This window comes from Kitasatospora sp. NPDC051705, assembly GCF_044453265.1.
Taxonomy (GTDB): domain Bacteria; phylum Actinomycetota; class Actinomycetes; order Streptomycetales; family Streptomycetaceae; genus Kitasatospora.
Genome location: NZ_JBITCO010000001.1, coordinates 471,565 through 496,459 on the forward strand (window position 1 = coordinate 471,565; position 24,895 = coordinate 496,459).

The window sequence follows — 24,895 nt, forward strand, 5'->3', positions numbered from 1 at the left end:
AGACCTCCAAGTCAAGACTTCATAAACATCCCCTGCAGGGCTCTCGAACAGCCTGGCGACGTGTCAGAGGCGGCACGTAGTGTCACGTCCAATCTGGCACACAGCTATGTCCATGTGACGTTGTGTCGACATCAGCGAGGGAGCGCAGGTGGGGGTCTTGTCTGCCCGGAAACGGGCTCGGACGACAGCAGCACGAGGCCGGTGGCGGTCACCCGTCATGGCCGCCATGGTCGCGCTGGCCATGACCGGGGTGGCCGTGCCACCCGCGGCGGCGTGGACCTATCCGGCGCCCGAGGGGGAGGTCTGGACACCGCCCCGCACACCGCTGGGCGGTGCCACCACCTCCGTGGAGGGACACGACGCCAAATCGGCGGCCAAGCCCGCCGCGAAGCCGGCCGACTGGAAGCCGGAGACGGCACCGCCCGTGGTGACCGGGACGGAGACCGTGACGCTCGGCCCGGACAGCCCGGGGGCGAAGTCCGCCCGGTCGGCGACCGGCGGCGCCTCCCCGGCCTCCGGCGGTGGCACCGGCTCCAAGGCCGGGGCACTCGCCGTCTCGGTCGCACCCGGAAACGGCACGGGCGAGAGCGCTCACACCGTCACCGTCCAGGTGGCCGGTCAGGACAAGGGGAAGGCCGCGGGTGTCACCGGCCCCCTCGTCGCCCTGACCGACGCCGAGGCACCCGGCAAGGGCGACGGACGTGCGGCGAGCGTCACGCTCGACCTCAAGGCGCTCCAGGCCGCAGGCTGGTCGGACCGTGCCACGCTCGTGGCACTGCCCTCGTGCGCGCTGACCACCCCGGAGCGGGAAGAGTGCCGAACCCGGACACCCGTCCCGGCGACGCTCGACGGGCAGGGCAAGGTCACTGCGGACGTCAAGCTGCCCTCCGCATCCAGCCCGCAGCAGCCTTCAGGAAAGGCCAACCCGCAGGACGCCGTCAACGCGTCCTTCACATCCGCGCAGAGCCCGGCCACCGCTCCCGCACCGGCCGGGCGAGCGCTCGTGCTGGCAGCGGCTCCCGCTCCGTCCGGCCCCGGCGGGTCGTACACCGCGACACCGCTCTCGCCATCGGCGGGGTGGAAGGCAGGGTCGAACTCGGGCAACTTCACGTACAGCTACCCGATCCAGGTACCGCCGTCCCTCGGCGGCGCCGCCCCGGCCGTGGGACTCGACTACAACTCGGCCGCGGTGGACGGCAGGACGTCGGCCACCAACTCCCAGTCCTCGTGGGTCGGTGACGGCTGGGGCTACGAACCCGGCTACATCGAGCGGTCCTACCGCGGCTGTGACAAGGCCGGCATCACCGGCTCCGCCGACCAGTGCTGGGCCGGCCAGAACGCCACGCTCTCGCTCGGCAGCCGCTCCGGCACCATCGTGCGCGACGACGCCACCGGCGTCTGGCACCTGCAGAGTGACGACGGTTCCAAGATCGAGCAGCTCACCGGCGCACCCAAGGCGGCCGGCGACACCGACTACCGGGACATGGAGTACTGGCGGATCACCACGACCGACGGTATCCAGTACTACTTCGGCCGCAACCACCTCCCCGGCGGCGACGGCAGCGATCCGTCCGCGAACTCGGTCCTGACCACCCCGGTCTACTCACCGAACAGCGGCGACCCCTGCTACGGCGCGGGCTCCGGCAAGAACTCGTGGTGCCAGATGGCCTGGCGCTGGCAGCTCGACTACGTCGTCGACCCGCACGGCAACCTGACCACCTACAAGTACGCCACCGAGGGCAACAAGTACAGCCGCGGCGGCGCCCAGAACAACGGCAACGACAGCCTCACCGACTACCAGCGGGCCGGCTACCTCAAGGAGATCGGCTACGGCCAGCGCCTGGACGACCAGAAGGCCGCCAAGGGGGCGCTCAACCCCGCCGCCAAGGTCCTCTTCACGGTCGACGAGCGCTGCAAGGCCTCCGGCTCGATCACGTGCGCGGAGAGCCAGCGCACCACCGCCAACGCCGACGCCTGGCCCGACGTGCCGATCGACCAGATCTGCACCGGTTCCGGGGCGTGCTCGAACTATGCGCCGACCTTCTTCACCACCAAGCGCCTGACCGCGATCACCACCCAGGTCCTCGTCGACTCCGCCTACCGCGACGTCGACACCTGGGCGCTGTCCCAGTCCCTCGCCGACCCCGGTGACGGAACCAAGCGCACCCTGCAGCTCGACTCCGTCCAGCGCACCGGCTCCAACGGCCAGGCGCCGATCAGCCTGCCGGCCGTCTCGTTCACCTACGTGATGATGGCCAACCGCGTGGACGGCCTCGTCCCGGCCGCGCCGATGTTCATGCGCCCGCGCATCCAGGGCATCACGACCGAGACCGGCGGCCGCATCAACGTCATCTACAGCGACCCCGAGTGCTCCCGGGTCAACAACCACATGCCCGCCTCCGAGGACAACAACTCCATGGCGTGCATGCCGGTCAAGTGGTACCTCCCGGGCCAGTCCTCGCCCGACCCGGTCAACGACTGGTTCAACAAGCCGCTCGTCAGAACCATCACCGAGCAGGACCTCGTCGCCACTCCGCCGATCGGCAGGACCACCGAGTACACCTACAACGGCGGCGCCGCCTGGCACCGCAACGACGCCGAGTTCACCGACCCCAAGACCCGCACCTGGGACAACTTCCGCGGCTACCAGTCGGTGACCACCACCACCGGCAGCGGCTCGGTCAGCGAGGCACCCAAGACCCAACAGACCGTCACGTACCTGCGCGGTATGGACGGGGACTACCTCGCCAACGGCAGTCAGCGCAGCGTCCAGGTCGCCAGTCCCCTCGGTGACAATGCCACCGACAGCGACTGGCTCAGCGGACGCGCCGTCGCCACCGAGAACTACGACCAGGCCGGCGGCCGCGTCCAGGCCGTCTCGGGAAGCACCACCAACGGACAGGCGGTCACCGCTACCCACTCCCAGACCGCGGGCGCACCAAAGGTCTACGCCCGCTACCCGGACTCGCAGGTCACGACGATCTCCAGGGCCAGGCTGACCGACGGAACCTGGCGCACCGCCACGGCGGTCACCACTACCGACCCGAGCCGGGGCAACCGCATCACCCAGGTCGACGACAAGGGAGACGGTACAGCCGCCACCCCCGAGACCTGCACCACCACCGGCTACGCGACCAGTGACAACCCACTGCGAGTCATGCTGGCCTCGGAGGTCATCACCGTCCAGGGGCCCTGCGGCACCACACCATCCGCTTCCAACACGATCGCAGGCAGCCGCACCCTTTTCGACGGCAAAGCCGTCGGCAAGGCCGGTGCCACCGGCGATCCGACGAGCACCCAGGTCCTCGACCATTTCGATCAGGCCGGAAGCCCGGTCTACACCCTCAACGGCAGCGCGACCTTCGATGCCTACGGACGGGCACTGACGGCATCGACGACCGACGGATCCGCCTACGACCGTTCCGGAAACCTCCTGAGTGGTCCCTCGGTGACCCCTGCCGTCACCACCACCGTCCTCACCCCGGCCACAGGCGCCCTGCCCACCGAAGTCCGGACCACCGGCCCGATGGGCCCGGGCTGGACGACGACCCTTACCCAGGACCCGGCCCGCGGCTCCCCGCTGACCAGCCTGGACCTCAACGGCCGCACCGCCACCGCGCAGTACGACGCGCTCGGTCGCATCACCGCCGCGTGGGCCGTGGACCGGCCGACCACCGGCTACCCGAGCAAGAAGTTCACCTACGCCGTCAACAGCACCGCGGGACCGTCCACCGTCAAAACCGAGACGATCACGGACGACGGCGTCACCTACGACGCGACCATCAACCTGTTCGACGGCCTCGGGCGACCGCGCCAGACGCAGAGCACCAGCGCGGCCAAGCCGACCGGACGGCTGATCACCGACACCGTCTACGACACCCACGGCTGGGTCATCAAGACCTCCAACCCGTACTACGAGAACAGCTCCTTCCCGACCGACTCCATCTTCATCCCCGTGGGCGACGGCCAGATCCCGGGCCAGACGTGGAACACCTACGACGGCAGCGGACGTGTGCTCCGCTCCGAGTTCCGGTCCTATGGCAACCTCCAGTGGGCCACCAGCACCGCCTACCCAGGCGCCGACCGGACCGATGTCACCCCGCCTGTCGGCGCAACCCCCACCTCGACCGTGAACGACGCCCGGGGCCACACCACCGCGCTCTGGCAGTACCGAACGGCAACTGCGACCGGCAACGCCGCCGACGCCGATGTCACCACCTACGGCTTCACCGCCGGCGGTGCAACCGCCCAGCGGACCGACAGCAGCGGCAACACCTGGAAGTACGGCTACGACCTCCGCGGACGTCAGGTCTCCGCCTCCGATCCTGACACCGGCGTCACGAAGACGGTCTACGACGCGAACTCGCGCATCGACCACACCACTGACGCCAAGGACTCCACCCTCTCGTACAGTTACGACCTGCTCGGCCGGAAGACCGCCCAGTACAGCGGCACCGTGGCACCGGCGAACCTGCTGGCGTCCTGGACCTACGACACGATCCTGAAGGGCCAGCCCACCTCCTCGTCCCGTTACGTGGGCGGCGCGGACGGCGCTGCCTACACCAAGGCCGTCACCGACTACGACACGGCCTACCGCCCGCTCGGTACCTCCGTCACGATCCCGTCCGCCGAGGGAGCACTGGCCGGCACCTACACCACCACCAACACCTACAGCGACGTCATCGGCTCTCTGACCAAGGTCAGCGTCCCCGCTGCAGGAGGACTCCCGGCCGAGACGGTCAGCTACGGCCGAACCATCACCGGCCTGCTGACCTCCGCCGCGAGCCTGGGCAAGGCGGTCATCGCCAAGGTCGACTACGACGCACTCGCAAGGCCCGTCCGCACGACCGTCGGCGAGTACGGCAAGCAGGTCGTCTCCACCCAGCAGTACGACTGGGCCACCGGACGGGTCGTCAACAACTTTGTCGACCGTCAACTCGGCACCGTCTCTGTCGACCAGACCAGCTACACCTACACCCCGTCCGGCCGGGTCACCTCGGCGACCAGCGTCCAGGACGCTGCCGCCACCGACACCCAGTGCTTCACCTACGACTACCTGGGCCGGCTGGCGAGCGCCTGGACCGACACCGGCGGGACCTCCACCACCGCCGACTGGAGCGACTCCTCCGGTCAGACCCACGGCACCGGAAGCTCGTCCACCGTCCCCGGCGTCGGAAGCTGTAACAACGCCACCGGCCCGGCGTCCGTCAGCCCGGGCGGACGGACGGTCGGAGGCCCGGCCCCGTACTGGAACACCTACTCGTACGACGCGACCGGCAACCGCACCGGCCTCGTCCAACACGACATCACGGGCAACAGCCTGAACGACACCACCACGGCCCAGACCTTCGGGGCCTCCCGAAGCAACAACACCCCCACCAACGCAGCCGACACGGGCGGCGGAACCGGCGGGCCTCACGCCCTCCTCACCTCCACCACCACAGGTCCCGGCGGTACCAAGGCGGTCTCGTACCAGTACGACGCCAAGGGCCGGACCACCTCCATCACCGACACCGGCGGCACCAGCACCCTCACCTGGAACGGCGAGGACAAGCTCGACAACCTCGCCAGGACCGGGCAGACCGACGCCACCACCTACCTGTACGACGCGGACGGCAACCAGCTCATCCGCCGCAACCCGGGCAAGACCACGCTCAGCCTCGCCACCGACGAGCTCACGCTCGACACGGCCAGCGGCTCGATGAGCAACGTCCGCACCATCGCCGCCCCCGGAGGTCTCACCTACACCCGCGTCACCGCGGCCATCGGCGGCGGCAAGGTCCTCATCCAGGCCTCCGACCCGCACGGCACAGCCAACCTCCAGATCAACACCACCGCCGGACAACCCGTCACCCGCCGCCCGAGCGACCCGTTCGGCAACCCCCGCGGTGAGCAGCCCCAGACCTCCGACTGGGCCGGCACCAAGGGCTTCATCGGCGGCAGCAAGGACGACACCACCGGCCTCACCAGCCTAGGAGCCCGCCAGTACGACCCGGCGACCGGCCGCTTCATCAGCCCCGACCCGCTCCTCGTCCCGACCAATCCGCAGCAGTGGAACGGCTATGCCTACAGCGAGAACGACCCCGTCAACCTCAGCGACCCCAGCGGGTTGAGCTCGGAGGAGTGCGGCAAGCTCTACGACTGCCACGGCGGCAGCATCACGATGAAGAACACCGCCGAGACGGGGGGCTACTTCGGCGGCCCTAACGGCCAGCGGCGGTACTACGAAACGATCAAGGACGACACCCAGAGCGTCGAGAACCAGTGGGTCAGCAAACAGATCTCGAAGAACCTGAACTCGCCGTGGATCAGTGCCAGCCTCGGGAACACCCTTTCAAAGGTCTGGCAGACAGCGAAGGAGATTTCAGGACTCGACGACGCTGAAGAATGCGGAAAACGCAGGACGCTAAAGAGCTGCATGGGCGCACTGGAAGCCGTTGGCAGCCTCATCAGCGGCACCAGGTTGGAGAGTCTCGCCCTCAAGGGACTCGCCCGCACCCTCACCAAGGAGGAGGGCGCGACGCCCGGTGCCACGACACCGCATAACGATCCCAACCCCCGTTTTCCGGGTTGCCCGGTGCCACTTTCCAGCCACAGCTTTCCCCCGGACACCCAGGTACTGATGTCCGACGGCAGTGCCAAACCCATCGGCCAGGTCCAGCCCGGCGACTCGGTCACCGCCACCGACCCGCAGACCGGCGTGACCTCCACCGAGCCGGTCACGAAGAAGATCGTCACTCCCGACGACACCCACTTCACCGAACTCACCCTGGCCGCACCGGACAAGCAAGCTGACGCAACCACGGCCGTCACACTCACTTCAACCACCCACCACCCTTACTGGGACGACACTGCCCATCGCTGGATCCCGGCACAGGACCTCCAACCGGGCCACCACGTAACCGCCTCCGACCACACCACCCTGGTCGTCCTCAGCACCCGCACCTACAACACTGCCCCCCAGACTGCCAACGACCTCACCGTCGCGAACCTCCACACGTACTATGTACTCGCTGGAAATGCGCCGGTGCTCGCGCATAACAGCACTTGCGGGCCAGTTGCAAATAACAAGCCGGGCGATCTGGCACTTGAGATGATGGAGGCGGACTTTGCGGGAGTGAGCCCCATGACCGCAGGCACGCCGGAGTTCGCTCAGGCTGTCAGCGGTGGTGGCCGCTACCTGTGGGCAGTCGGGGAAAATGGCGCCCTGCATATCATTCCGGACGCGCCCGGCATTCATCACACCGTAATGACCGGAGGAAATTCCGTAATCGGCGCTGGTCAGGTTACGATCACAAGTCGGGGAGTTGTCTCGTCCATTGACAACATGACTGGTCACTACACTCCATGCCCCCAGTGCGCGGCGCAATTCCTTCAGCAAGGCGTCAACGCCTTCGAGCAAGCAGGCATTCGAGTACCCTTGTCGGCGATCAAGGACTATGGCGGGAGGGCCCCGTGACACGGACTGAGCAGGAGTACCGCGAGCTCCGGCAATTGCCGCGCAATGAGCGGCGTAGTTGGGTGCGTGGGATGTTCCCAGAAGGTGCGCCGCCCCAGTGGTGGCTGTCCATGGTGGAGTCCGCCGAGCTGGGCGTAAGCCCAATGAGGGAGCTCCCGGCTGATCAATACAGAGAGAACTTCGAGTTCGCTGTTTCTCTCTTGGATCTCGCGCTCGATGAGGGAGGGTTGAGTCCGTGTCATTGCGCGTACTGGATGGTGCGGATAGCAGCGACGTCGTTGCGATTCCGCACCCAAATTGACCACCTGCCAGAGGTGGTCACGCCGGATGGCGCGGCGCGGATAGCGCTGGAGCGAATTCCTCTTTCGCGGGAGGAGGCGCTGGCCGCCGCTAATCGCCGTCGCGATGATCTCGGGCGCGGCGAAGATCGGTTCTACGTGCCAGGTGATGACCTCTCTGATGCTCGCCACCAGGCCACTGAAGAGATCAGATTGCTGCAGGAGGTCGAGCGGGTTCTGTCGTCTCTTGAGTGGATCGCTGATCGAATTATCGATGAGCAGCTTTCCAGGGAGATTCAGAGTTGGCTTAACCTGCGATCGATGATGGAGATCTAAAGGGCGATCCAAATTGGGATCGCGCGGTTTTCCGCATACACAGAAGCCCTCGCCAAGTTGAATCTGGCGAGGGCTTCTGCGCGCCTTGACGGCAGTGGTTGACGGCAACGTCAGCGGACGGGTGCTGCACAAAGTGGTGGGTCGTCGCCGTCGTCGGACCGGGTGGCAGGGTCGCGGAGGGCGTTGCCGAGGAGGTCTATGGCGTCGCGCTGGAGGCGGAGTCGGACGTGGGCGTACAGCGTCGCGGTCACCCCGATGTGGGCATGACCCAACAAATTCCTTGATCACGACGCGTTCGACGCCCTGTTCCAGGAGGAGGGTCGCCGCCGAGTGCCGGAGGTCGTGAAACCGGACGCGGCGGATCCTGGCCCGGCGGAGCAGGGCGGTGAAGTGCCCGGTGAGAGTGGCTCCCTCGATCGGGGCTCCGTCGGGCCGGGTGAAGACGTAGCCGCTGTCCTTCCAGTCCGCGCCCGCCGCACCGCGCTCCTGGCGCTGCTGGTCGCGGTGCTGGTCGAGGGAGCGCAGACACGGTGTGGGCAGCGCGATGCGCTGCTCCGAACTCTGGGTCTTGGTCGGCAGGGCGATCAGGCCACCGGAGTTGGTGCGCTGGAGGGTGCGGCGGATGCTGGCGGTTCCGCCGGCCAGGTCGAGGTCTTCCCATCGCAGGCCGAGGAGTTCGCCCTTGCGGAGCCCGGTGCGCAGAGCGAGTTCGAACAGCGCGTGCAGCCGGTGGCCGCTGGTGGCGGCGAGGAACGCGCGCCTCCTTCGTGGTGAGGGATTCGAAGCGGCGGGGCCGGGGGGTGCCCATGCGGACGTTGCGGGCGACGTTGCGCGGGATCTCCTTCTCACGGACGGCGTGCTCCAGCGCGGACTTGAGCACGGAGTGCACGTAGGCCAGCGTCAGCGGGGAGAGGCGCTTGTGGCAGCACTTCCCGATCGCGCAGCAGTGAGGCTGAACGCGGGTGGTGTCGAGGCCGCGTGCGCAGCACTGGCAGGTGGTGCGGAGTTGATCGAGCCAGGTGCGGACGTTCTTGGCGGTGAGCTTGGCGAGCTTCTTCTTACCGAGGCCGGGGATGAGGTAGAGGCGGGTGCAGGCGGTGTAGCGGGTGTGAGTGTTCTCGCGGAGCCGGTGGACGGCGACGGTCTCCAGCCAGTACGTGAGGAACGCGGCGAGGCTGCCCTGCGCGGAGGGGGCGGGGACGCCACGGTTGCTGGTGGCGATCCTCTCGGTGAGCTTGGCCAGGGTCTCTTTGCGGGTGCTGCCGTAGACGCGGACCCGCTTGCGAGTGTCGCCGGGAACCAGGACGTAGCCGGCGGCTTCCCAGCGGCCGTCCTTGCGCTGGTAGACGGTGCCGTCGCCGTTGGCGCGGACGCGGCGGGAGGCGGGGGTGTCGCCGGGTGTGGTCATCAGGCGGCGTCCTGTTCAAGTCGGGTGCGGATGAAGTCGGCGAGCGCGCGGGTGGGGATTCGACGGGCGCGGCCGAGGGCGATGGAGGCGAGCTGCCGGGAGCGGAGCAAGTCGTAGACGGCGGAGCGGCCGAGCTGGAGGCGGGCCATGACCTGGGGAAACCGTCAGCAGGTCCTCGCTCATGCCCGGTCCAGGGAGCAGAGCGCTCACGAGGGACCGCCCTCTGCGGTGAACTGCTGTTCCAGTTCTCTGCGGTGTCAGACGGCGGCGGCGAGGAGTTCCACGCCGGGGCTATAGCTCGAGCCGTGGTAGGCCAGTGGCCGATGACGAGGGTCATGCTCGGGTCGAGATCGGGCAGGCCGACGTGCGCGCGGGCCCGTTCGGTGCGCCGGGCGCGGCGGTCGTCGCGCAGTTGGCCGAGGGTGACGGAGTAGCAGCGGGACTTGGAGGAGAAGTGGCCCCAGAAGCCGAGCATGTGCGCCCACTTCCAGAGCTCGAGTGCCTCGAACGCCGGGCGCTTGCCGAGCTCCCAGCAGGTGCGGATCATCTGCCGCACGTGGCGTTCGACGGCGATGCGGGGCAGGGGTCGCATGCCGCGTCCCTGGCAGGGGCGGCAGAACAGGGCGCGGTCGAGGGCGCCGGATGAGTCGGCGGACTTGGTGGCGTACTTGGCTACATAGGCGGCGACCGCGTGATCGGTGAGTTCGGCGTTGGTGCCGACGGCGGCGATCTCGCGTACGTCGAGTTGTTCGCCCCAGGCGAGTTCGCGTTCCCCGACCGCGTCCGAGACGACGCTGACCGGGACGCGGGCGGCGGCGGCCCGGATGGCGGCGCGAGCAGGGTGACTGTGGCGGACGGTGGTGGGGGCTGGGTGCTGCCGTCCGGGCCGTCGAGACGGATTACGGCGTGGAAGTGGACCAGGCCGCGCTTCTTGTACTCAGCGACCTTGGCGAAGGATACGCGCAGCACTACGCGGGCCGGCTTCTGGGTCAGGCCGGGACAGGCGGCGATCTCGCGGCGTAGGTAGATCGTGAAACGAGCCCACAAGGCTCCGGCGTGGGCGTTGAACAGCTTCGCGCCCGGGTAGTCGTAGGTCTTCGGGACCAGCAGCGTGCCGAGCAGCGCGTCCGCGGGTTCGTGGAGCTTGCCGCAGCGGCACGGCCGGAGGGCCCCGCTCATGCCAGTGGGGCGGTTGTGGACGGAACCGAAGGACGGCGCGGTGAGCGCGGCGAAGACACGAGGGTGCGTGCGGAGGGTATCCGGTACATTCTTGCCGCCGGTCAGGCTGGCCCGGATCAGTTGAAATCTTCCCGCTCGACCGCGCGACTGCGGTCGAGCTCTCGACCTCGAACGGAAGGAGGATTCGTGATCGCGGCGTGCGCTGTTCGGGATCCGTGCACATTTGCCGAGTGAAACTGCCGCCACTTTCGGCCGGCAGCTCGGATGCACTTTCGAGCAGCGAGAGAGCCACTATACCGGCGACTACTGGACGGCCACCATCGGACCGACAGTGGTGAGGATTGTGACTCAGCCGGACTCCTATGGCGATCCAGTGGAACTGGAATTTCCGACCCACCGGACACTCATTTACGTAGACGGCGATCAGTCACATATGCGCCTTGAAGGAATTATGGTGGGCGACTACAGCGTGGAGCGGCTTTCCGGTCACGTTTTCCGGCTTTGACGGGTCAAGCCGTTCTGAGCCTGTCGTGAGGGGGCGTCAAGTGTCGCCGGGGAGGAGGTGTTGGGGGAGTTGGTGGAAGGTCCAGGGGCCGGTGGTGGGGCGGGTGAGGGTCCAGATGAGGTCGAAGCGATCGGGCCAGGTGGTGGGGGCGCCGCTGGTGGTGGCGCCGAGGGCCTCGATGATGCGGGGGATCCGGGAGTGCTCCCAGCTGATCAGCACGGGTTGGGCGCCGGCGAGGGCCGCGGTGGCCAGGGCGGTCTCCTGGGACTCGGCGTGGGTGGTGTCGACGGTCAGTCCGAGGCGGGCGGCCAACGGGGTGACGGTCTGGCGCATCCGGTGGGCTCCGGCGAGGGGGCCGCGGTCGGCGGCGGCGAGGATCCTGGCCGGGGTGCGCAGGCCGGGGGCGGGCGGGTCGAAGAGGGTGGGCAGGGCCTTGGCGCGGGCCCAGCCGCGTTCGGTGAGGGACTTGCCGTCGTGGGCGCCGTTCTCGTCGAGGCCCGGGTGGTCGCCGTCCGGTTTCTCGCCGTGCCGGACGATCATCACGAAGGCGGCGCCGCCCGCGTCGCTCGCCCGGGCCGCGGCGGCCTCCCCGGCCTTGTGGCCCGCGGCGGTGGAGCAGCCGGCCAGCAGTGGCGGGACGGCGCCGGCGGCGGCCGCGGCGGCGAGGCCGGTGAGCAGGGTGCGGCGCCCGGGCCGCGGGGCGGGCGCGCTCACGCGGTGCCCCGTTCCAGCCGTACGAGTGCGTCGATCGCGACGCCGCGGCCCTCGCGCTCGTGCCCGCGCTCGTGCCCGCGCTCGTGCCCGGGTTCGAGGCCGGGTTCGAGGCCGACCGGCCGGTGCACCCGTTCGGCGCGGACGGTGCGCAGTCCGCGGTCGGCGAGGTCGGCGAGGACGTCCTCCGGGGTGAACAGCACGGCCGGGTCCTGCGGGCCGCCGACGCCCTCGGTGAGGTTGCTCAGGTCGTGGCCGACGACCAGGAGGGTGGCGCCGGGGGCGAGCGCGTCGGCGGCGTGACGCAGGGCGGCCCGGCGGTCCTCGGCGGGGAGCTGGAGGTAGGCGACCAGGATCAGGTCGTAGCCGGCGGCGGGGGCGTCGAAGCTGCGGGCGTCGCCGTGCCGCCAGGTGAGCCGGTCGGCGACCTCGTCGGGCAGGTCGGCGGTGAGCCGTTCGGCGCGTTCCAGGGCGACGGCGGAGAAGTCGAGGCCGGTGACCTCCCAGCCCCGGGCCGCCAGCCAGATGGCGTTGCGGCCCTCGCCGGCGGCCAGGTCGAGCGCGTGGCCGAGCGATCGGCCGGGGGCGCCGGAAGGGGTGCCGGAAGGGGCGTGTGCGGGCTGGTGGTCGGCCAGTTCGCGGACCACCCAGCGATTGGGCTCGATGCCCCAGAGCAGCTCGCTCCTGGCGTAGCGGTCGTCCCAGTCCTTGCTGTCCATGGCGAGTCCTCCGTCCGGCGGGCCTGCTCGGTAGCGGTCAACCTACCCGCCCCGGGTCCGGGCGGCCGGGAGCGGTCCGGCAGACGGACATCCTCGACGGCGGGAGCGAACACCCTTGACGGCGAATATTGGTCCAGTCCAATCTGTGATGTCGTGACGCGAGCGGTTCAGTCGGCCCGCCGCGCCCGCGCACCGTCCGTCAGCCCGCGCCACCCTGCCCGCGCGCCCCCACCGCGCCCGGGCCGGCTCCCCCGGCCCACCCGGGCCACGCACCGCCGGAAACCCCACACATCCGGAGGACACACCGCATGCACGACCGCGTCATGCCCGCACGGCCCGCCGAGCGGGCCACCGGCCGCCGGGCCGCCTCGCGCAGACGGGCCACCGCCCTCGCCCTCGCCGCGACGCTCAGCACCAGCGGCGCCGCGCTCGCCCTGACCCTCGGCCCGGCCTCGGCCGCGACCGTCAACCTGCTGGCCAACGGCGACTTCGAGACCGGCACGCCAGCCGGCTGGACCTGCACCAACGGGTCGGTCGTCACCACCCCGGTGCACGGCGGCGGCCACGCGCTCAGCGGCGCGGCCTCGGCCTCCGACACCGCCCAGTGCCAGCAGACCGTCGCCGTCCAGCCGAACACCACGTACACGCTGTCCGGCTTCGTCCAGGGCAGCTACGTCTACCTCGGCGCCACCGGCACCGGCGTCAACGCCTCCACCTGGACGCCCGGCGGGACCGGCTGGAACCAGCTGAGCACCACCTTCACCACCGGCGCGGCCACCACCTCGGTCAGCGTATTCACGCACGGCTGGTACGGCACCGGCACCTACTACGCCGACGACCTCACCCTGACCGGCCCGGCCGGGCCCACCTCCACCGGCAGCCCGACCGCGACCGCCAGCCCGACGGTCACGAGCAGCCCGACGGCGACCACCAGCCCCACCGCCACCGGCAGCCCGACGGCGACCACCAGCCCGACCGCGACCGGCAGCCCCACCGCCTCGACCAGCCCGACGGCGACCACCAGCCCCACCGCCACCGGCAGCCCCACCGCGACGGCCACCGCGACGGCCACGGCCACCGGCCCGGCCGGGGACGGCAAGGTCACCACGCCCACCGGCCTCGCCGTCGGCAAGGTCACCTCCGGCGCCGTCGTGCTCACCTGGAAGCCGTCCACACTGACGTCCGGCGACGGCCCGGTCGCCTACAAGGTGTGGTCCAACGGCCAGCTCGTCGCCACCTCGATGGGCACCTCCGTCGCCGTCAGCTCGCTGCTGCCCGGCCGGAGCTACACCTTCAGCGTCCAGGGCTACTCCGCCGGCCACGCCTCCGCCCAGTCCGCCGCGGTGAGCACCACGACCGCGGCCGCCCCCGCCCAGAAGCCGGTCCGCTCGGCCTACTTCGACCAGTGGGGCATCTACGAGAACGCCTACACCCCGAAGAGCGTGGACACCAGCGGGGCCGCCGCCAAGCTGGACGTCGTCCACTACGCGTTCGCCAACATCGACCCCACCAGGTTCACCTGCTTCCAGGCGGTGAAGGCCTCCGACTCGGCCAACGAGTCCAACCCCAACGCCGGTGACGGCGCGGGCGACGCGTACGCCGACTACCAGGCCGACTACAACGCGGGCACCAGCGTGGACGGCAGCGCCGACACCTGGGAGCAGCCGCTCAAGGGGAACTTCAACCAGCTGCGCCAGCTGAAGGCCAAGTACCCGAACCTGCGGTTCACCATCTCGATCGGCGGCTGGACGTACTCCAAGTACTTCTCCGACGCGGCCGCCACCGACGCCTCCCGGAAGGCCTTCGTCTCCTCCTGCGTCGACATGTTCCTCAAGGGCAACCTGCCGACCGGCGTGGCCGGTGACGCCTCCGGCGGCGCCGCCTCGGCGGCGGGCCTCTTCGACGGCGTCGACCTCGACTGGGAGTACCCGGCCTCCGCCGGCGGCCACACCGGCAACCACTACTCCCCCGCCGACAAGCAGAACTTCACCCTGCTGCTGAAGGAGTTCCGCACCCAGCTGGACGCCCTCGGCTCCGCCCAGGGCAAGCGCTACCTGCTGACCGCGGCGCTGCCTAGCGGCCAGGACAAGATCGCCCAGCTGGAGACCGACAAGATCGGGGCGTACCTCGACTACGCCGACGTGATGTCCTACGACATGCACGGCGCCTGGGACGCCAAGGGCCCGACCAACCACCAGGACCCGCTGCACGACAGCCCGGCCGACCCCACCACGCCGATCACCCCGGGCACCCGCAAGTACAACGTGGACACCATGCTCGCCGCGTACACCACCGGCCTGCCGGAGTACGGCATCCCCGGCGGGTTCCCGGCCGGCAAGATCGTCCTGGGCATCCCGTTCTACTGGCGCGGCTGGACGGGCGTCCCGGCCGGCTCCGACTTCGGGCTCTACCAGAGCGCGACGGGCCCGACGGCCGCCAAGCCGCTGAGCCAGGAGGCCGGACTGGCCGCCTGGAAGGAGCTCAACCCGACCGCCGCGAACACCCACTGGGACCCGGTCACCGAGAGCAGCTGGGTGTACGACGGCACCAACTTCTGGACGGGCGACACCCCGCAGGCCGTCCAGGCCCGCGGCGCCTACGCCAGGAGCAAGGGTCTCGGCGGCATGTTCGCCTTCTCGCTGGAGAACGACGACGCCTCCGGCACCATGCTCAACTCCCTGGACTCCAGCCTGCGCTGACGTCCGGCACCGGTGACGGCGGAGGGCCCGCGCGGAGGTCGCGCGGGCCCTCCGGCCGTGGCGGGTCGGCTCCGCCTCACCGGGCCCGGGCAGCCCGGGCGACTCGGTTGCGCCAGACCGGCCCGCGGCGGTTCAGTCGCTCAGCCCGAGGGACGGGAAGAGGTCGACGAACGGCTGGGTGGTCACCGAGACGCTTCGGCCGAACGGGTCGTCGAAGTCCCAGATCATGAACAACAGGAAGGCGATCAGCGCGCTGAAGCACCCCGCTAGGACCAACTCCCTCGGGGTACGCCGGATCTGCAGCGCGAACAGCATGCCGACGGTCACCACGGCGCCGCTGATCAGGCCGAACCAGACCACGCCCGGCATGGTCGGTCCGGCGTTCTGGCCGCGGGAGTTGCGGGCGGCGTCGGCCTGGCTGATCCGGTCCATGACCGGCTGGTAGGACTGCGCCTCCAGCTCGGAGGCCGGCGTCCGGGTGGCGACGTCCGACCGCAGTTTGTCCAGCAGTTCGGTGCCCTTGTCGGAGATCTCGCCGTTCTCGCGCATGTAGTCCCACTCGACCTTCACCACGTACGAGACGTAGGCGTCCACATCGGCGCGGACCTTGTCGCGGAACTCGGCCGGGTAGATCTGCGCCCGGTCGCTCACCTCCTGCAGGGCCTGCGCCTCCTGGAACACGTCGTCCTGGGCGGCGCCGCGCGCCTCCCAGACACCCGCGATGGCGAGACCGAGCACGATCGCGTAGACCACGCCGATCATCATCGTGATGTACTCGATGACGTCCGGGGTCTCGTCGGCGTTCTTCTCGGCTCCCACCCGGCGGTGCCGCAACAGCACCACGGCGACCACGACGGCACAGGCCGCCGCCATGGCGATGGCCAACGCCACCCATTCGGACATGGGAACTCCCTTCTCTGACTTGGCTCGTGACGGAACTGAAGGATTCGGGGACGGACCGGGCACGGGACGGCCCTGAACGGGTGGCCCTGAACGGGTGGACCGGAGCGGACCGGTCCGGAGCGGCCCCGGACGGAAGGAACCGGAGCGGACCGGAACGGGCACCGACGGATCCGGACGGGCCGGCCCCGGCGGTACGCCGGTCAGGACCGCCCGGAACGGCCTCGGCCGCGACCCGGCCGCAGCGCGGCGGCCGCCAGGACGGCGGGCACGGTGACCAGCAGCATGGTGGTGGTCGGCGGCGCACTGTGGTGGGCCTGCACCGGGGCCGGGGGGTTCGCCGCCCGGACGCGGTAGACCGGCGGCGCGGCGGGGGCCGGCGCGGCCGGCGGGTCGACCCGGGGGACCACCGGTACGGGTGGGGCCGGCGGCGCGGGCGCGGGTGGCGCGGGCGGGGGCGGGGGCGGGGCCGGCACGGCCGGTGCGGGTGGCGGCGGGGGTGACGCGGCCGGCGGGGTGGGCACGGGCGTCGGGCTGGGCGGCGGCGTCGGAGCCGGGGGCGTCGAGGGGGTCGGGGAGGCCGTGGGGGTCCGCGTCGGAGTCGGCGTCGGGCTGGGCGGCGGCGAGGGCCTGGGTGTGACGCTCGGCGACGGGGTGGGGGTCTGGCTCGGCGTCCGGGTGGGGCTCGGAGTCGGGGTCGGTGTCGGGGTCGGTGTCGGGGTCGGGCAGGGATGCGGGTGGTGATGGTGGTGGTGCCACCACCAGTCCCCGTCGTCCCAGTCGTCCCAGTCCTCCGGTCGGCCGGGCTGGTGCCGGGATCCCGCGGTGGGCCGGGGCGAGGGCGTCCCCGGTAAGGGCGCGGCCTTCGGGGTGCGGCACGGGTGGTGCCCGTGCGGGGGCCGGTGGTCCTGGTGCCGCGCGTCGGCCGTCGGGGCTACGGTGACCCCGACCTGGACGTCGACGTCCACGCCGACGCTGACCTGTGCACCCGGCCCGACCTGTACCGAGACGTCCGTGTCGGCGCAGACGCAGGTGTCCACCACCGGGCCGTGCGGGTGCCCCCCGCCCTGGTGCTCGGCGCCGGACGCCGAGGCTCCGCCGACCAGCGCGCAGATCGCGACCACGCCGACGGCGGCGCCGACCAGTCGGGTCCGTCGCCCGGGGGCCGCTCCCCCACCGCCGTCGAGCGATATCCGTCGGGACTGCCGGCGCTGCGGCATGGGTTCCACTCACCTCTCGGGTCGCCTGGGACGGAACGGGATCCGACGCGCTCGGACGGGGCCGGGGCCACCTGGCCCGAGCGGACGCGATCAGCCGGACGGCCCGCCACCCGGGCGGGCCGTCCGTCATCAGTTCAAACGATCTTCGAGCCGACCGGTTACGGCCCCGGCTCGTTGTGCACCGTCCTCAGTGGCGGCGGTGGGCGATCTCGACGTTCTCCAGCACACCGACCGCGTCCGGCACCAGGATCGCGGCCGAGTAGTAGGCGCTGACCAGGTAGGAGATGATCGCCTTCTCGTCGATCCCCATGAAGCGGACCGACAGCGACGGCTGGTACTCGTCCGGCAGGCCGGTCTGGTGCAGACCGATGACGCCCTGGTTGTCCTCGCCGGTACGGATCACCAGGATGGAGCTGGTGTTCTCCTTGGTGATCGGGATCTTGCTGCAGGGCAGGATCGGGACCCCGCGCCAGGCCGGCACCTGCTGCCCGCCGAGGTCGACGTGGTGCGGGTAGAGGCCGCGGGCGTTGAACTCGCGGCCGATCGCCGCGATGGCCTTGGGGTGGGCGAGCAGGTAGTCGGGGTCGCGGCGGCGGTTGAGCAGCTCGTCCAGGTCGTCCGGGGTGGGCGGGCCGGAGTGGGTCTGGATCCGCTGGTCGAAGTCGGCGTTGTGGAGCAGGCCGAACTCGGGGTTGTTGACCAGCTCGAACTCCTGGCGCTCGCGCAGCGCCTCGATGGTCAGCCGCAGCTGGTGCTCGGTCTGGTTCATCGGCTGGTTGTAGAGGTCGGCGACCCGGGTGTGGACCTTGAGGATGGTCTGCGCGACGCTCAGCTCGTACTCGCGCGGCCTCAGGTCGTAGTCCACGAAGGCGCCGGGCAGCTGGTACTCGCCGTGGTGGCCGGCCGACATCGCGATCTCGGCCTCGCCGCGCTCGTTCTGCGCCTGCTGCGGCAGGGCCAGGAACGACGCGAGGTGCTCCTGGAGGCTGGGCGCGTTGTCGCGGATGGCGGCGAAGGCTTCCCGCGTCAGGGTGAGGGCGACACCGGCGGTGGCGGTCGTGGCGGTGAAGTCCCAGACTGCGTCCGGGTCGAGCAGGGCGTCGTCGCCGAAGCGGTCACCGTCACCCGCCACGCCGACCACGGTCTCGTCGCCGTACTTGCCGGTGCCGATCTTGTTGATCTTGCCGTGGGCGATCAGGAAGATCCGGTCCGCCGCGTCGCCCTGGGTGGCGAGCACCTCGCCGGGGCCGAAGTCGCGCTGCTCGCAGCGGTCGGCCAGGGCGGTGAGCACCTCCTCGTCCTCGAAGCCGCGCAGCAGGGCGAGTTCGCCCAGTTCGGCGGGGATCACCCGGACCTGGGAACCGGTCTTGATGAACTCCACCACGCCGTTGCCCACGGTGTAGGTGAGCCGACGGTTGACGCGGTACGCACCGCCGTGGGCCTCGACCCAGGGAAGCACCTTGAGCAGCCAGCGGGAGGTGATCTCCTGCATCTGCGGGGCGGACTTGGTCGTGGTGGCGAGGTTGCGGGCAGCGGCCGTCGTGAGGCTGGACTGCTGCGGGACCTGCTGTGTCTCCGGGCTCGTGTCCACGGGCATCGGCAGGGGTCTCCATTCATCTGGTACGGATCACGCGGTCAGGGTCGTACGGGGTCAGGTCCGTACCGACCGCCCTGGCACCTCTGGGCGTGACGAATCATCAGACCCGCGTACTGGTGGGGGTGTTGGCGGCTCATCGCGATCGCGCCACCGTCTCCCCGGTGGCCCATCCGGAACCCTAGATCACCACGGCCCGGCCCGGCCCGCACGGAGGCCGACTACCCCCCGATAGGGTGAATCTGGAGCCTTCCCGTCGCGATCGGGCCCCAGGTCGCGAGAACATCCGTTCGCTGCCGGGAACCCCGTGCCGCCGGGGCCCATCGGCGGTACCCGAACCACCGGGCACCGGCTCCCCGCGGCCGTGCCGGGGAGTCAACCCGACGCACCGGAGGACGGGTTGCCGTCCCCCGCCGGGCGGCCGACCGCCCCTCGCACGGGCCGGCCCACCGCTGCGCAGGGCTGCCGGCGGTCCTGCCGTCCGCCCCGCCGCCTACCGACCGCTCCCCCGGCCGTCGCCCCGACCGTCCCGCCCGCCGCGGCCGCCGCGGGCCCGGTGGCGGCGGTACCAGAGGGCGCCGACCACCGTGGACAGCACCGTCACCACCAGGAGGAGCAGCGGCCACCGGCTGTCCCCGATCCGCAGGCCCGCCAGCAGCACCCCGAACACCGCGCCGACCGTCAGCAGCACCGAGAACACGGCCTGCACCGTGGCGCCCAGCACCCCGGGGTGAAGCCCCCGCCGCGCCGGGCGGTTGCGGCCGGCGCCGCCGAAGTGGAACGCGACCGCCCGGTCGGCCAGCCGGTCGGCGGCCTTCGCGTAGGACACCCCCATGTACGGCAGCCAGACCAGCGGGACGACCATACCGACCAGCAGGGTCAGTCCGAGGGCGGCCCAGGAGGCGGCGACCCGCCACCGGGGCGGCGGCGGGTCGGTGCCCTCGCCGGTCAGGCCGAGCAGCCGGGCCATCCGCCACAGCAGCCCGCCGAGGCCGCTCAGCCCGCCCTTCTTCGGCGGCCCGGCCCCGGCGTCGTCGGCCGCCGGAAGGCCGGCCAGCGCCCGCTCGGCCGCCGGGACGTCCGGGTGGACCCCCTGCAGCACCAGCAGCTCGGCGGCCCGGGCCGGGGCCGCCGGGTCCTTCCCCGCCAGCGCGGCGAGCTCCAGCATCAGCTGGCCCTGCTCGAGCAGCGCCGTGCAGAAGGCGAACGGCACCAGCCAGATGAACGGCCCGCCGACGAAGGACCCCTCCCCGACGCTAACCCGCCGGGCGTGCTCGACGGCCGCCTCCACCAGCTCGGCCTGCGAGGCCTCCGGGTGCCCGGCCCGGAGGCCGGCGACGTGCCGCGCCGCCCGCGGGCCCCGGTGCCGCACCGCGAACACGGCGAGCTGCTCGGCCATCCGGGACGGGTGCGCGCGGATCGACCGGAGCAGCTCCCCGACCGGGGGCTCCGAACCGTGGGTCGCCTTCGCCGCCATGGCCCGCCTGTGACCGTCCGTGACCGTGGCGCCGCCCCCGGGGCGGCGCCCCTGCTGTCAGCGTAGGCCCGGGGTGCCCCCGCGTCCCCTCAGGCCACCTCCACCCCGTGACGGACCCGGTCGAAGCGGCCGGCGGCCAGATCCTCCTCGGGGATCCAGAAGGAGACGTTGACGGCCTCGCCCCAGGCCGCACCGGCCGCCCAGGCGTCGACCTGGAGCAGCGGCCGGTGCCCGTCGTAACGCGCCGTGTCGGTGTCGCACCAGCCGAGGACCCTGACGTCGGGCCGGTCGAGGTGGTCGGCGAGGTCCCGGGCGAGGTCGAGGGCGACCAGGAAGTCGTCGGGGAAGAGCCGCTCCAGCTCCGGATCCTGGTAGGAGGGCGCGGACAGCGCCCAGCGCGCCCGGACCGGCGCCTCGGCCAGCACCGCAACGGCCCCCTCCGGCGGCGCGGCTCGCGTCGGCGCGGTCACGGGGACGTGCAGGACCCGGCAGTCCCGGCCGGCGAAGTCGGTGAACCCGTCGTCGTGGAAGAACAGCAGCAGCCCGTCGGCGGGCAGCGGCCGGCTCCCCCCGCCCGCCCGGAAGGCCTCGGCGAGCCCGGCGCAGTCCAGCCGGGCGACGAGCTGCATCGGACGGCCGGCGTGCTCCGGCCAGTCGACGCCGTCCGGCAGGGCGGGCAGCCCGCCCAGGCACCCGGCCGCCGTGCCCTCGGCCGCGTCCGTGGTCAGCGCCAGGGACGGGCGGAGCAGCCGGTCGACCTGCGGTGCCGTCCGGGCGTCCACCCGCGCGCGGATGGCGGCGTACATGCCGTACGGCATCGGCGGCACCGGGGCGTCGGCCGGACCGGCGGGCGGCGGTGACGGTGGTGGAGGCGGTGACGGCGGTGACGGTTGCAGCGGTTGGGCCATGGGCGCAAGCCTGCCACCCGGGTCCGACACCGCGGACGGCCCGTCAGGTGCCGGTACGGGGGCGGCCGGCACCTGACGGGTGAACGGGGGATGCGCAGTGGGGGTGCGACGGCGGGCGCCGTCGCTGCGGGGCGGGGACGGCGCTCGCCGGGCCGCTGCGGGCGGCGGGGCGGGCGACGGCCGGGGGTCCGTCAGGAACAGGCGATCTGGCTGCCCGGGATGCCGACGATGCCGGAGTTGTTGGCCTCACCGCCCTTGTACTCGTAGTAGAGGTACGAGTAGAAGTCGATGCGGGTCCGATCACCGCAGGACGAGTCCGGCGCCACGCTGTAGGTGACCGTGAAGCTGCTGCTCTCGCCGGGGGCGAGCGGCACGTTGTACCGCGCGATGCCGCCGTGGACGTTGTCGCTGCAGCCGTTGGTCTGGGTGCCGCAGGCCGTCGCGGTGTACTTGAGACCGGTCTCCAGGGTGGTCTGGTAGGTCGGCTGGACGCTCTGGTAGACGAACTGGATCGGCGTGTCGTACGGGTTGCTGAGGGTCAGGGTGAGCGTGAACTCACCGCCCCGGACGGTCGTCTGCCGATCGGAGACGGCCGTGAAGGGCAGCGGGGTGTCGGCCTGGGCGGGTGTGGCGGAGAGGAGCAGACCGACGGCGAGGGCCGGGCACGCCGCGAGGGCGGCACGGCTCAGAAGTGTTCTGCGCATGCCCAAGGAGCGTAGGGGGCGGTACCGCTTCCGATGCTCCGCTCCGCCCCGATCCGTACCGACGCAGCAGTCGGCGGCGGACGCCGGGGACCGCTCTGCCGCGTTCCGCCCCCGCCGTCCGCTTTGGGGCCCTATGCTTCGCCGGCCCGTTCGACCGGACGTCCCGACGGCTCCGCCCGACCCGACGTCCCGACGGCTCCGCCCGACCGGACTTCCCGACGGCTCCCGCCCGCCGCCCGTGTCCGGAGGCGTTCCCGCGGGGGCCGGGCCGGGGTCAGGCGGGCGGCGGCAGGACGTCGCAGAGCGCGGCCAGCGCCGCCGGGTAGGCGTGGTCGGAGGGCGTGGCGTAGCCGACGACCAGCCCGTCACCGGCCGGCACGGCCTCGGCGCCGGCGCCCGGGTGCCGGTAGTCGGCGAGCCCGTCGAGGGCCAGCCCGCGGCGGGCGGCGGCCTCCAGCACCGAACGCTCGGTGCCGGGCTCCAGTCGCAGGACGGCGTGCAGACCGGCGGCGATCCCGGAGACCGCGACGTGCGGGGCGCGCGCGGCCAGGGCGGCCACCAGCTCGTCCCGGCGCTCCCGGTAGCGGCGGCGCATCCGGCGCACGTGCCGGTCGTAGCCGCCGGAGTCGATGAACTCGGCGAGGGTGAGCTGGTCCAGGGCGCTGGCCCAGGCCTCGCGCTCGCCCTTGGCGGAGAGCACCCGGTCGACCAGGTGGTCCGGCAGCACCATCCAGCCGAGCCGGATCGCGGGCGAGAGGCTCTTGCTGACCGAGCCGAGGTAGACCACCCGCTCCGGGTCCAGGCCCTGGACGGCGCCGACCGGCTGCCGGTCGTAGCGGAACTCGCCGTCGTAGTCGTCCTCCAGGAGGAGCCCGCCGCGCCCGCGTGCCCAGTCGACCACGGCCGCCCGGCGCCCGGCGTGCAGCGGGCCCCCGGTCGGGAACTGGTGCGCGGGGGTGAGCAGGGCCGTCCTGACCTCCGGGTGCAGCGCCAGCTCCCCGACCTCGGCGCCGTCCTCGTCGATCGACAGCGGCACGGTGGAGACTCCGGCGGAGGCCAGCAGCCCGTGGTGGAAGGCCAGTCCGTACGCCTCGACGGCCACCGGCCCGTTCGCCCCGGGCGGGAGGACGGCCGCCGGGCCGGAGAACAGCAGCCGCAGCGCGTGGGCGAAGCCTGAGCAGACCACGATCCGGTCGGGGTCGGTGCGCACCCCGCGGGCGCGGGCCAGGTACTCGGCGAGGACGGTGCGCAGTTCCCGCCGGCCCTGCGGATCGCCGGGCCCGAAGGCCTCGTTGGGCGCCGCGGTGAGGGCACGGCGGGCCGCGGCGAGCCAGCCGGTGCGCGGGAAGGACGCGGCGTCGGGCTGCCCCTGGCGCAGGTCGTGCGCGGGGCCCGAGCGCTCCGGCGGCCGGCGGGCCCCGGCCGGCGGCACGGGAGCGGCACGGTCGGCGACGGTGGTGCCGGAGCCCTGACGGGCGGTCAACCAGCCTTCGGCGACCAGTTCGGCGTAGGCCTCGGCGGCGGTGTTGCGGGCGAGCCCCAGGTCGGCGGCGAGGGCCCGGTACGGCGGGAGTCTGGTCCCGGGCGCGAGCCGGCCGCTGCGGATCGCCTCGCGCAGGGCCGCCATCAGCGCGGCGCGGCGGCCGCCGGTGACGGGGAGGTCGAGGTGCAGGTCGCTGCCGGTCGGGTGGGCGGGCCCGGTGGGGTGCACGCCCGGCGTTTCCGTCATGGTCACGCACCCTACCCGGACCCGCCGGGGCCCCCGCGAGCGGTCCGGGCCCGCCCGTGGAGCCCCGCGGAGCATCCGCCGAAGGGCCTCAGGGGACGACGGTGACCGGCCAGCGGCCCGCCTTCACCAGGCGGACGGCGACCGAGCCGATCACCCGGTGGCCGGCCTGTTCGGAGGTGCCGACCACGACGGCGTCGGCCCGCAGCTCGTCCGCGAGCTTGGCCAGCCCCGTGTAGGGGTCGCCGCGCAGGGTGAGGAAGCGCCACTCGACGCGCCACACCTCCCGCACCCGGTGCTCGGCCTCGCGCAGGGCCGCGAGCAGTTCCTCGGCGATCTCCTGGGTGGTCTCCTCCACCGCGGCGCCGGCCAGGGCGGTGGCCGCGCCGAGGACGGGCTGGACGTAGGCGACCGCGAGGACGGCGCCCTGCCGGCGGGCGAGTCCGGCGGCGTAGGCGGTGGCGCGCCAGGAGGAGTCGGAGCCGTCCAGCCCCGCCAGGATCACCTTGGGGCCGTCGGTCCCCAGCTCGAAGCTGGCGGGCGCGACGGCCGCCCCGGGGTCCTCGGCGCCGCCGACGGCCTCCGCGTCCTCTGCATCGCTCTCGTTGCTCATGGATCGAGGCTATTCCGGCCACGGTGCGTGACGGCGCCGGGTGGTCCGGGTGAGGGTTGTGGTGCGGGCCACCCGGGCGGCGGGAGCGGGCGGCGGCTTCCGCACCGGGTGTGGGGCGGGTGGTCACGCGCTGTCGACGATGTGCGCGGCCTCACACGGCTCCCGGGGTGACCGGGGCCACTTTCCGGCCCGATTCGATCTTGAAAAATGGGGCATTTGGCTTCAAATCATCCCAATTCCTTGATCCTTACGACCGGTAACAGCACCCTGACGTGCCCAAACCTTCGAATCCTTGAAACCCCCACCACCACCCCCGTACCTTCGAACCCGTTGCACCGAGCACACAGCCCCCGGGGCCCACCGCCCAGGAGCCCCCACCGGTGCCGAACCGCGCGAGCGACGCGTTCCCCGCAACCACCACCCCCACCCGGGGCCTGGTTCCGCACGCCCGCACACCCC

Annotated in this window: 13 protein-coding genes and 2 pseudogenes; 3 read left to right on the forward strand and 12 right to left on the reverse strand. The window is 71.7% G+C overall.

All coding sequences use genetic code 11. From position 1 onward, the window contains the following. The first annotated feature begins 217 nt into the window (after positions 1–217). Positions 218–7,459 (forward strand): RHS repeat-associated core domain-containing protein, encoded by a 7,242-nt coding sequence (locus tag ACIA8Q_RS02195; protein WP_396316615.1) that lies wholly within the window; start codon positions 218–220, stop codon positions 7,457–7,459. Continuing rightward, positions 7,456–8,073 carry a hypothetical protein gene (locus ACIA8Q_RS02200; protein ID WP_396316616.1) on the forward strand — a complete coding sequence of 206 codons (618 nt, stop codon included), beginning with the start codon at positions 7,456–7,458 and terminating at the stop codon, positions 8,071–8,073. Before ACIA8Q_RS02195 ends, ACIA8Q_RS02200 begins: the two co-directional genes overlap by 4 nt. Before the next feature lie 110 nt (positions 8,074–8,183). On the opposite strand, the pseudogene ACIA8Q_RS02205 reads toward ACIA8Q_RS02200, so the two are convergent. From ACIA8Q_RS02205 to ACIA8Q_RS02225, 5 genes and pseudogenes are all read right to left on the reverse strand, one after another. After that, positions 8,184–9,481: pseudogene (locus ACIA8Q_RS02205) on the reverse strand (tyrosine-type recombinase/integrase). After that, positions 9,481–9,630, reverse strand: a complete 150-nt coding sequence (locus ACIA8Q_RS02210; RefSeq protein ID WP_396316617.1) for a helix-turn-helix domain-containing protein — start codon at positions 9,628–9,630, stop codon at positions 9,481–9,483. The pseudogene ACIA8Q_RS02205 and the gene ACIA8Q_RS02210 overlap by 1 nt, the downstream one beginning before the upstream one ends. A 108-nt stretch (positions 9,631–9,738) precedes the next feature. Continuing rightward, positions 9,739–10,795, reverse strand: a pseudogene (locus ACIA8Q_RS02215) (replication initiator); the annotation flags it as partial. Between the two features lie 406 nt (positions 10,796–11,201). Next, entirely contained in the window at positions 11,202–11,879 is a 678-nt protein-coding gene (locus ACIA8Q_RS02220; RefSeq protein WP_387900043.1) for a hypothetical protein, read from the reverse strand. After that, positions 11,876–12,595: a class I SAM-dependent methyltransferase gene (locus tag ACIA8Q_RS02225; protein ID WP_360218980.1), complete on the reverse strand. Its 720-nt coding sequence runs from the start codon at positions 12,593–12,595 to the stop codon at positions 11,876–11,878. Before ACIA8Q_RS02225 ends, ACIA8Q_RS02220 begins: the two co-directional genes overlap by 4 nt. Before the next feature lie 308 nt (positions 12,596–12,903). Between ACIA8Q_RS02225 and ACIA8Q_RS02230 the strand changes: the two genes are divergently transcribed. Beyond that, a complete protein-coding gene (locus tag ACIA8Q_RS02230; RefSeq protein WP_396316618.1) occupies positions 12,904–15,294 on the forward strand; it encodes a glycosyl hydrolase family 18 protein in 2,391 nt (796 codons plus the stop codon). A 132-nt stretch (positions 15,295–15,426) separates the two neighbouring features. Here the strand turns inward: ACIA8Q_RS02230 and ACIA8Q_RS02235 are convergent, their stop codons facing one another. From ACIA8Q_RS02235 to ACIA8Q_RS02265, 7 genes are all read right to left on the reverse strand, one after another. Continuing rightward, positions 15,427–16,197 (reverse strand): hypothetical protein, encoded by a 771-nt coding sequence (locus ACIA8Q_RS02235; protein WP_396316619.1) that lies wholly within the window; start codon positions 16,195–16,197, stop codon positions 15,427–15,429. Positions 16,198–17,601: 1,404 nt separating this feature from the next. Then, a complete protein-coding gene (locus tag ACIA8Q_RS02240; RefSeq protein ID WP_396316620.1) occupies positions 17,602–19,011 on the reverse strand; it encodes a family 2B encapsulin nanocompartment shell protein in 1,410 nt (469 codons plus the stop codon). 490 nt (positions 19,012–19,501) lie between these two features. Beyond that, positions 19,502–20,485 (reverse strand): hypothetical protein, encoded by a 984-nt coding sequence (locus ACIA8Q_RS02245; RefSeq protein WP_360218992.1) that lies wholly within the window; start codon positions 20,483–20,485, stop codon positions 19,502–19,504. Positions 20,486–20,574: 89 nt separating this feature from the next. Beyond that, positions 20,575–21,303: a DUF1963 domain-containing protein gene (locus ACIA8Q_RS02250; protein WP_360218995.1), complete on the reverse strand. Its 729-nt coding sequence runs from the start codon at positions 21,301–21,303 to the stop codon at positions 20,575–20,577. A 281-nt stretch (positions 21,304–21,584) separates the two neighbouring features. Next, positions 21,585–22,097 carry a hypothetical protein gene (locus tag ACIA8Q_RS02255; RefSeq protein WP_360218998.1) on the reverse strand — a complete coding sequence of 171 codons (513 nt, stop codon included), beginning with the start codon at positions 22,095–22,097 and terminating at the stop codon, positions 21,585–21,587. 274 nt (positions 22,098–22,371) lie between these two features. Next, entirely contained in the window at positions 22,372–23,826 is a 1,455-nt protein-coding gene (locus tag ACIA8Q_RS02260; RefSeq protein WP_396316621.1) for a PLP-dependent aminotransferase family protein, read from the reverse strand. 88 nt (positions 23,827–23,914) lie between these two features. Beyond that, complete coding sequence (locus ACIA8Q_RS02265) at positions 23,915–24,436, reverse strand: universal stress protein (protein WP_396316622.1); 522 nt, start codon at positions 24,434–24,436, stop codon at positions 23,915–23,917. Between the last annotated feature and the right edge of the window lie 459 nt (positions 24,437–24,895).

Excerpts from the sequence above, each read along its gene's own strand:
- ACIA8Q_RS02210 (WP_396316617.1), bottom strand. The coding sequence starts at position 9,630 with ATGGCCCGCCTCCAGCTCGGCCGCTCCGCCGTCTACGACTTGCTCCGC.
- ACIA8Q_RS02260 (WP_396316621.1), bottom strand. The coding sequence starts at position 23,826 with ATGACGGAAACGCCGGGCGTGCACCCCACCGGGCCCGCCCACCCGACC.
- ACIA8Q_RS02255 (WP_360218998.1), bottom strand. The coding sequence starts at position 22,097 with ATGCGCAGAACACTTCTGAGCCGTGCCGCCCTCGCGGCGTGCCCGGCC.
- ACIA8Q_RS02235 (WP_396316619.1), bottom strand. The coding sequence starts at position 16,197 with ATGTCCGAATGGGTGGCGTTGGCCATCGCCATGGCGGCGGCCTGTGCC.
- ACIA8Q_RS02240 (WP_396316620.1), bottom strand. The coding sequence starts at position 19,011 with ATGCCCGTGGACACGAGCCCGGAGACACAGCAGGTCCCGCAGCAGTCC.
- ACIA8Q_RS02265 (WP_396316622.1), bottom strand. The coding sequence starts at position 24,436 with ATGAGCAACGAGAGCGATGCAGAGGACGCGGAGGCCGTCGGCGGCGCC.
- ACIA8Q_RS02195 (WP_396316615.1), top strand. The coding sequence starts at position 218 with ATGGCCGCCATGGTCGCGCTGGCCATGACCGGGGTGGCCGTGCCACCC.
- ACIA8Q_RS02230 (WP_396316618.1), top strand. The coding sequence starts at position 12,904 with ATGCACGACCGCGTCATGCCCGCACGGCCCGCCGAGCGGGCCACCGGC.
- ACIA8Q_RS02225 (WP_360218980.1), bottom strand. The coding sequence starts at position 12,595 with ATGGACAGCAAGGACTGGGACGACCGCTACGCCAGGAGCGAGCTGCTC.
- ACIA8Q_RS02245 (WP_360218992.1), bottom strand. The coding sequence starts at position 20,485 with ATGGCGGCGAAGGCGACCCACGGTTCGGAGCCCCCGGTCGGGGAGCTG.
- ACIA8Q_RS02250 (WP_360218995.1), bottom strand. The coding sequence starts at position 21,303 with ATGCCGTACGGCATGTACGCCGCCATCCGCGCGCGGGTGGACGCCCGG.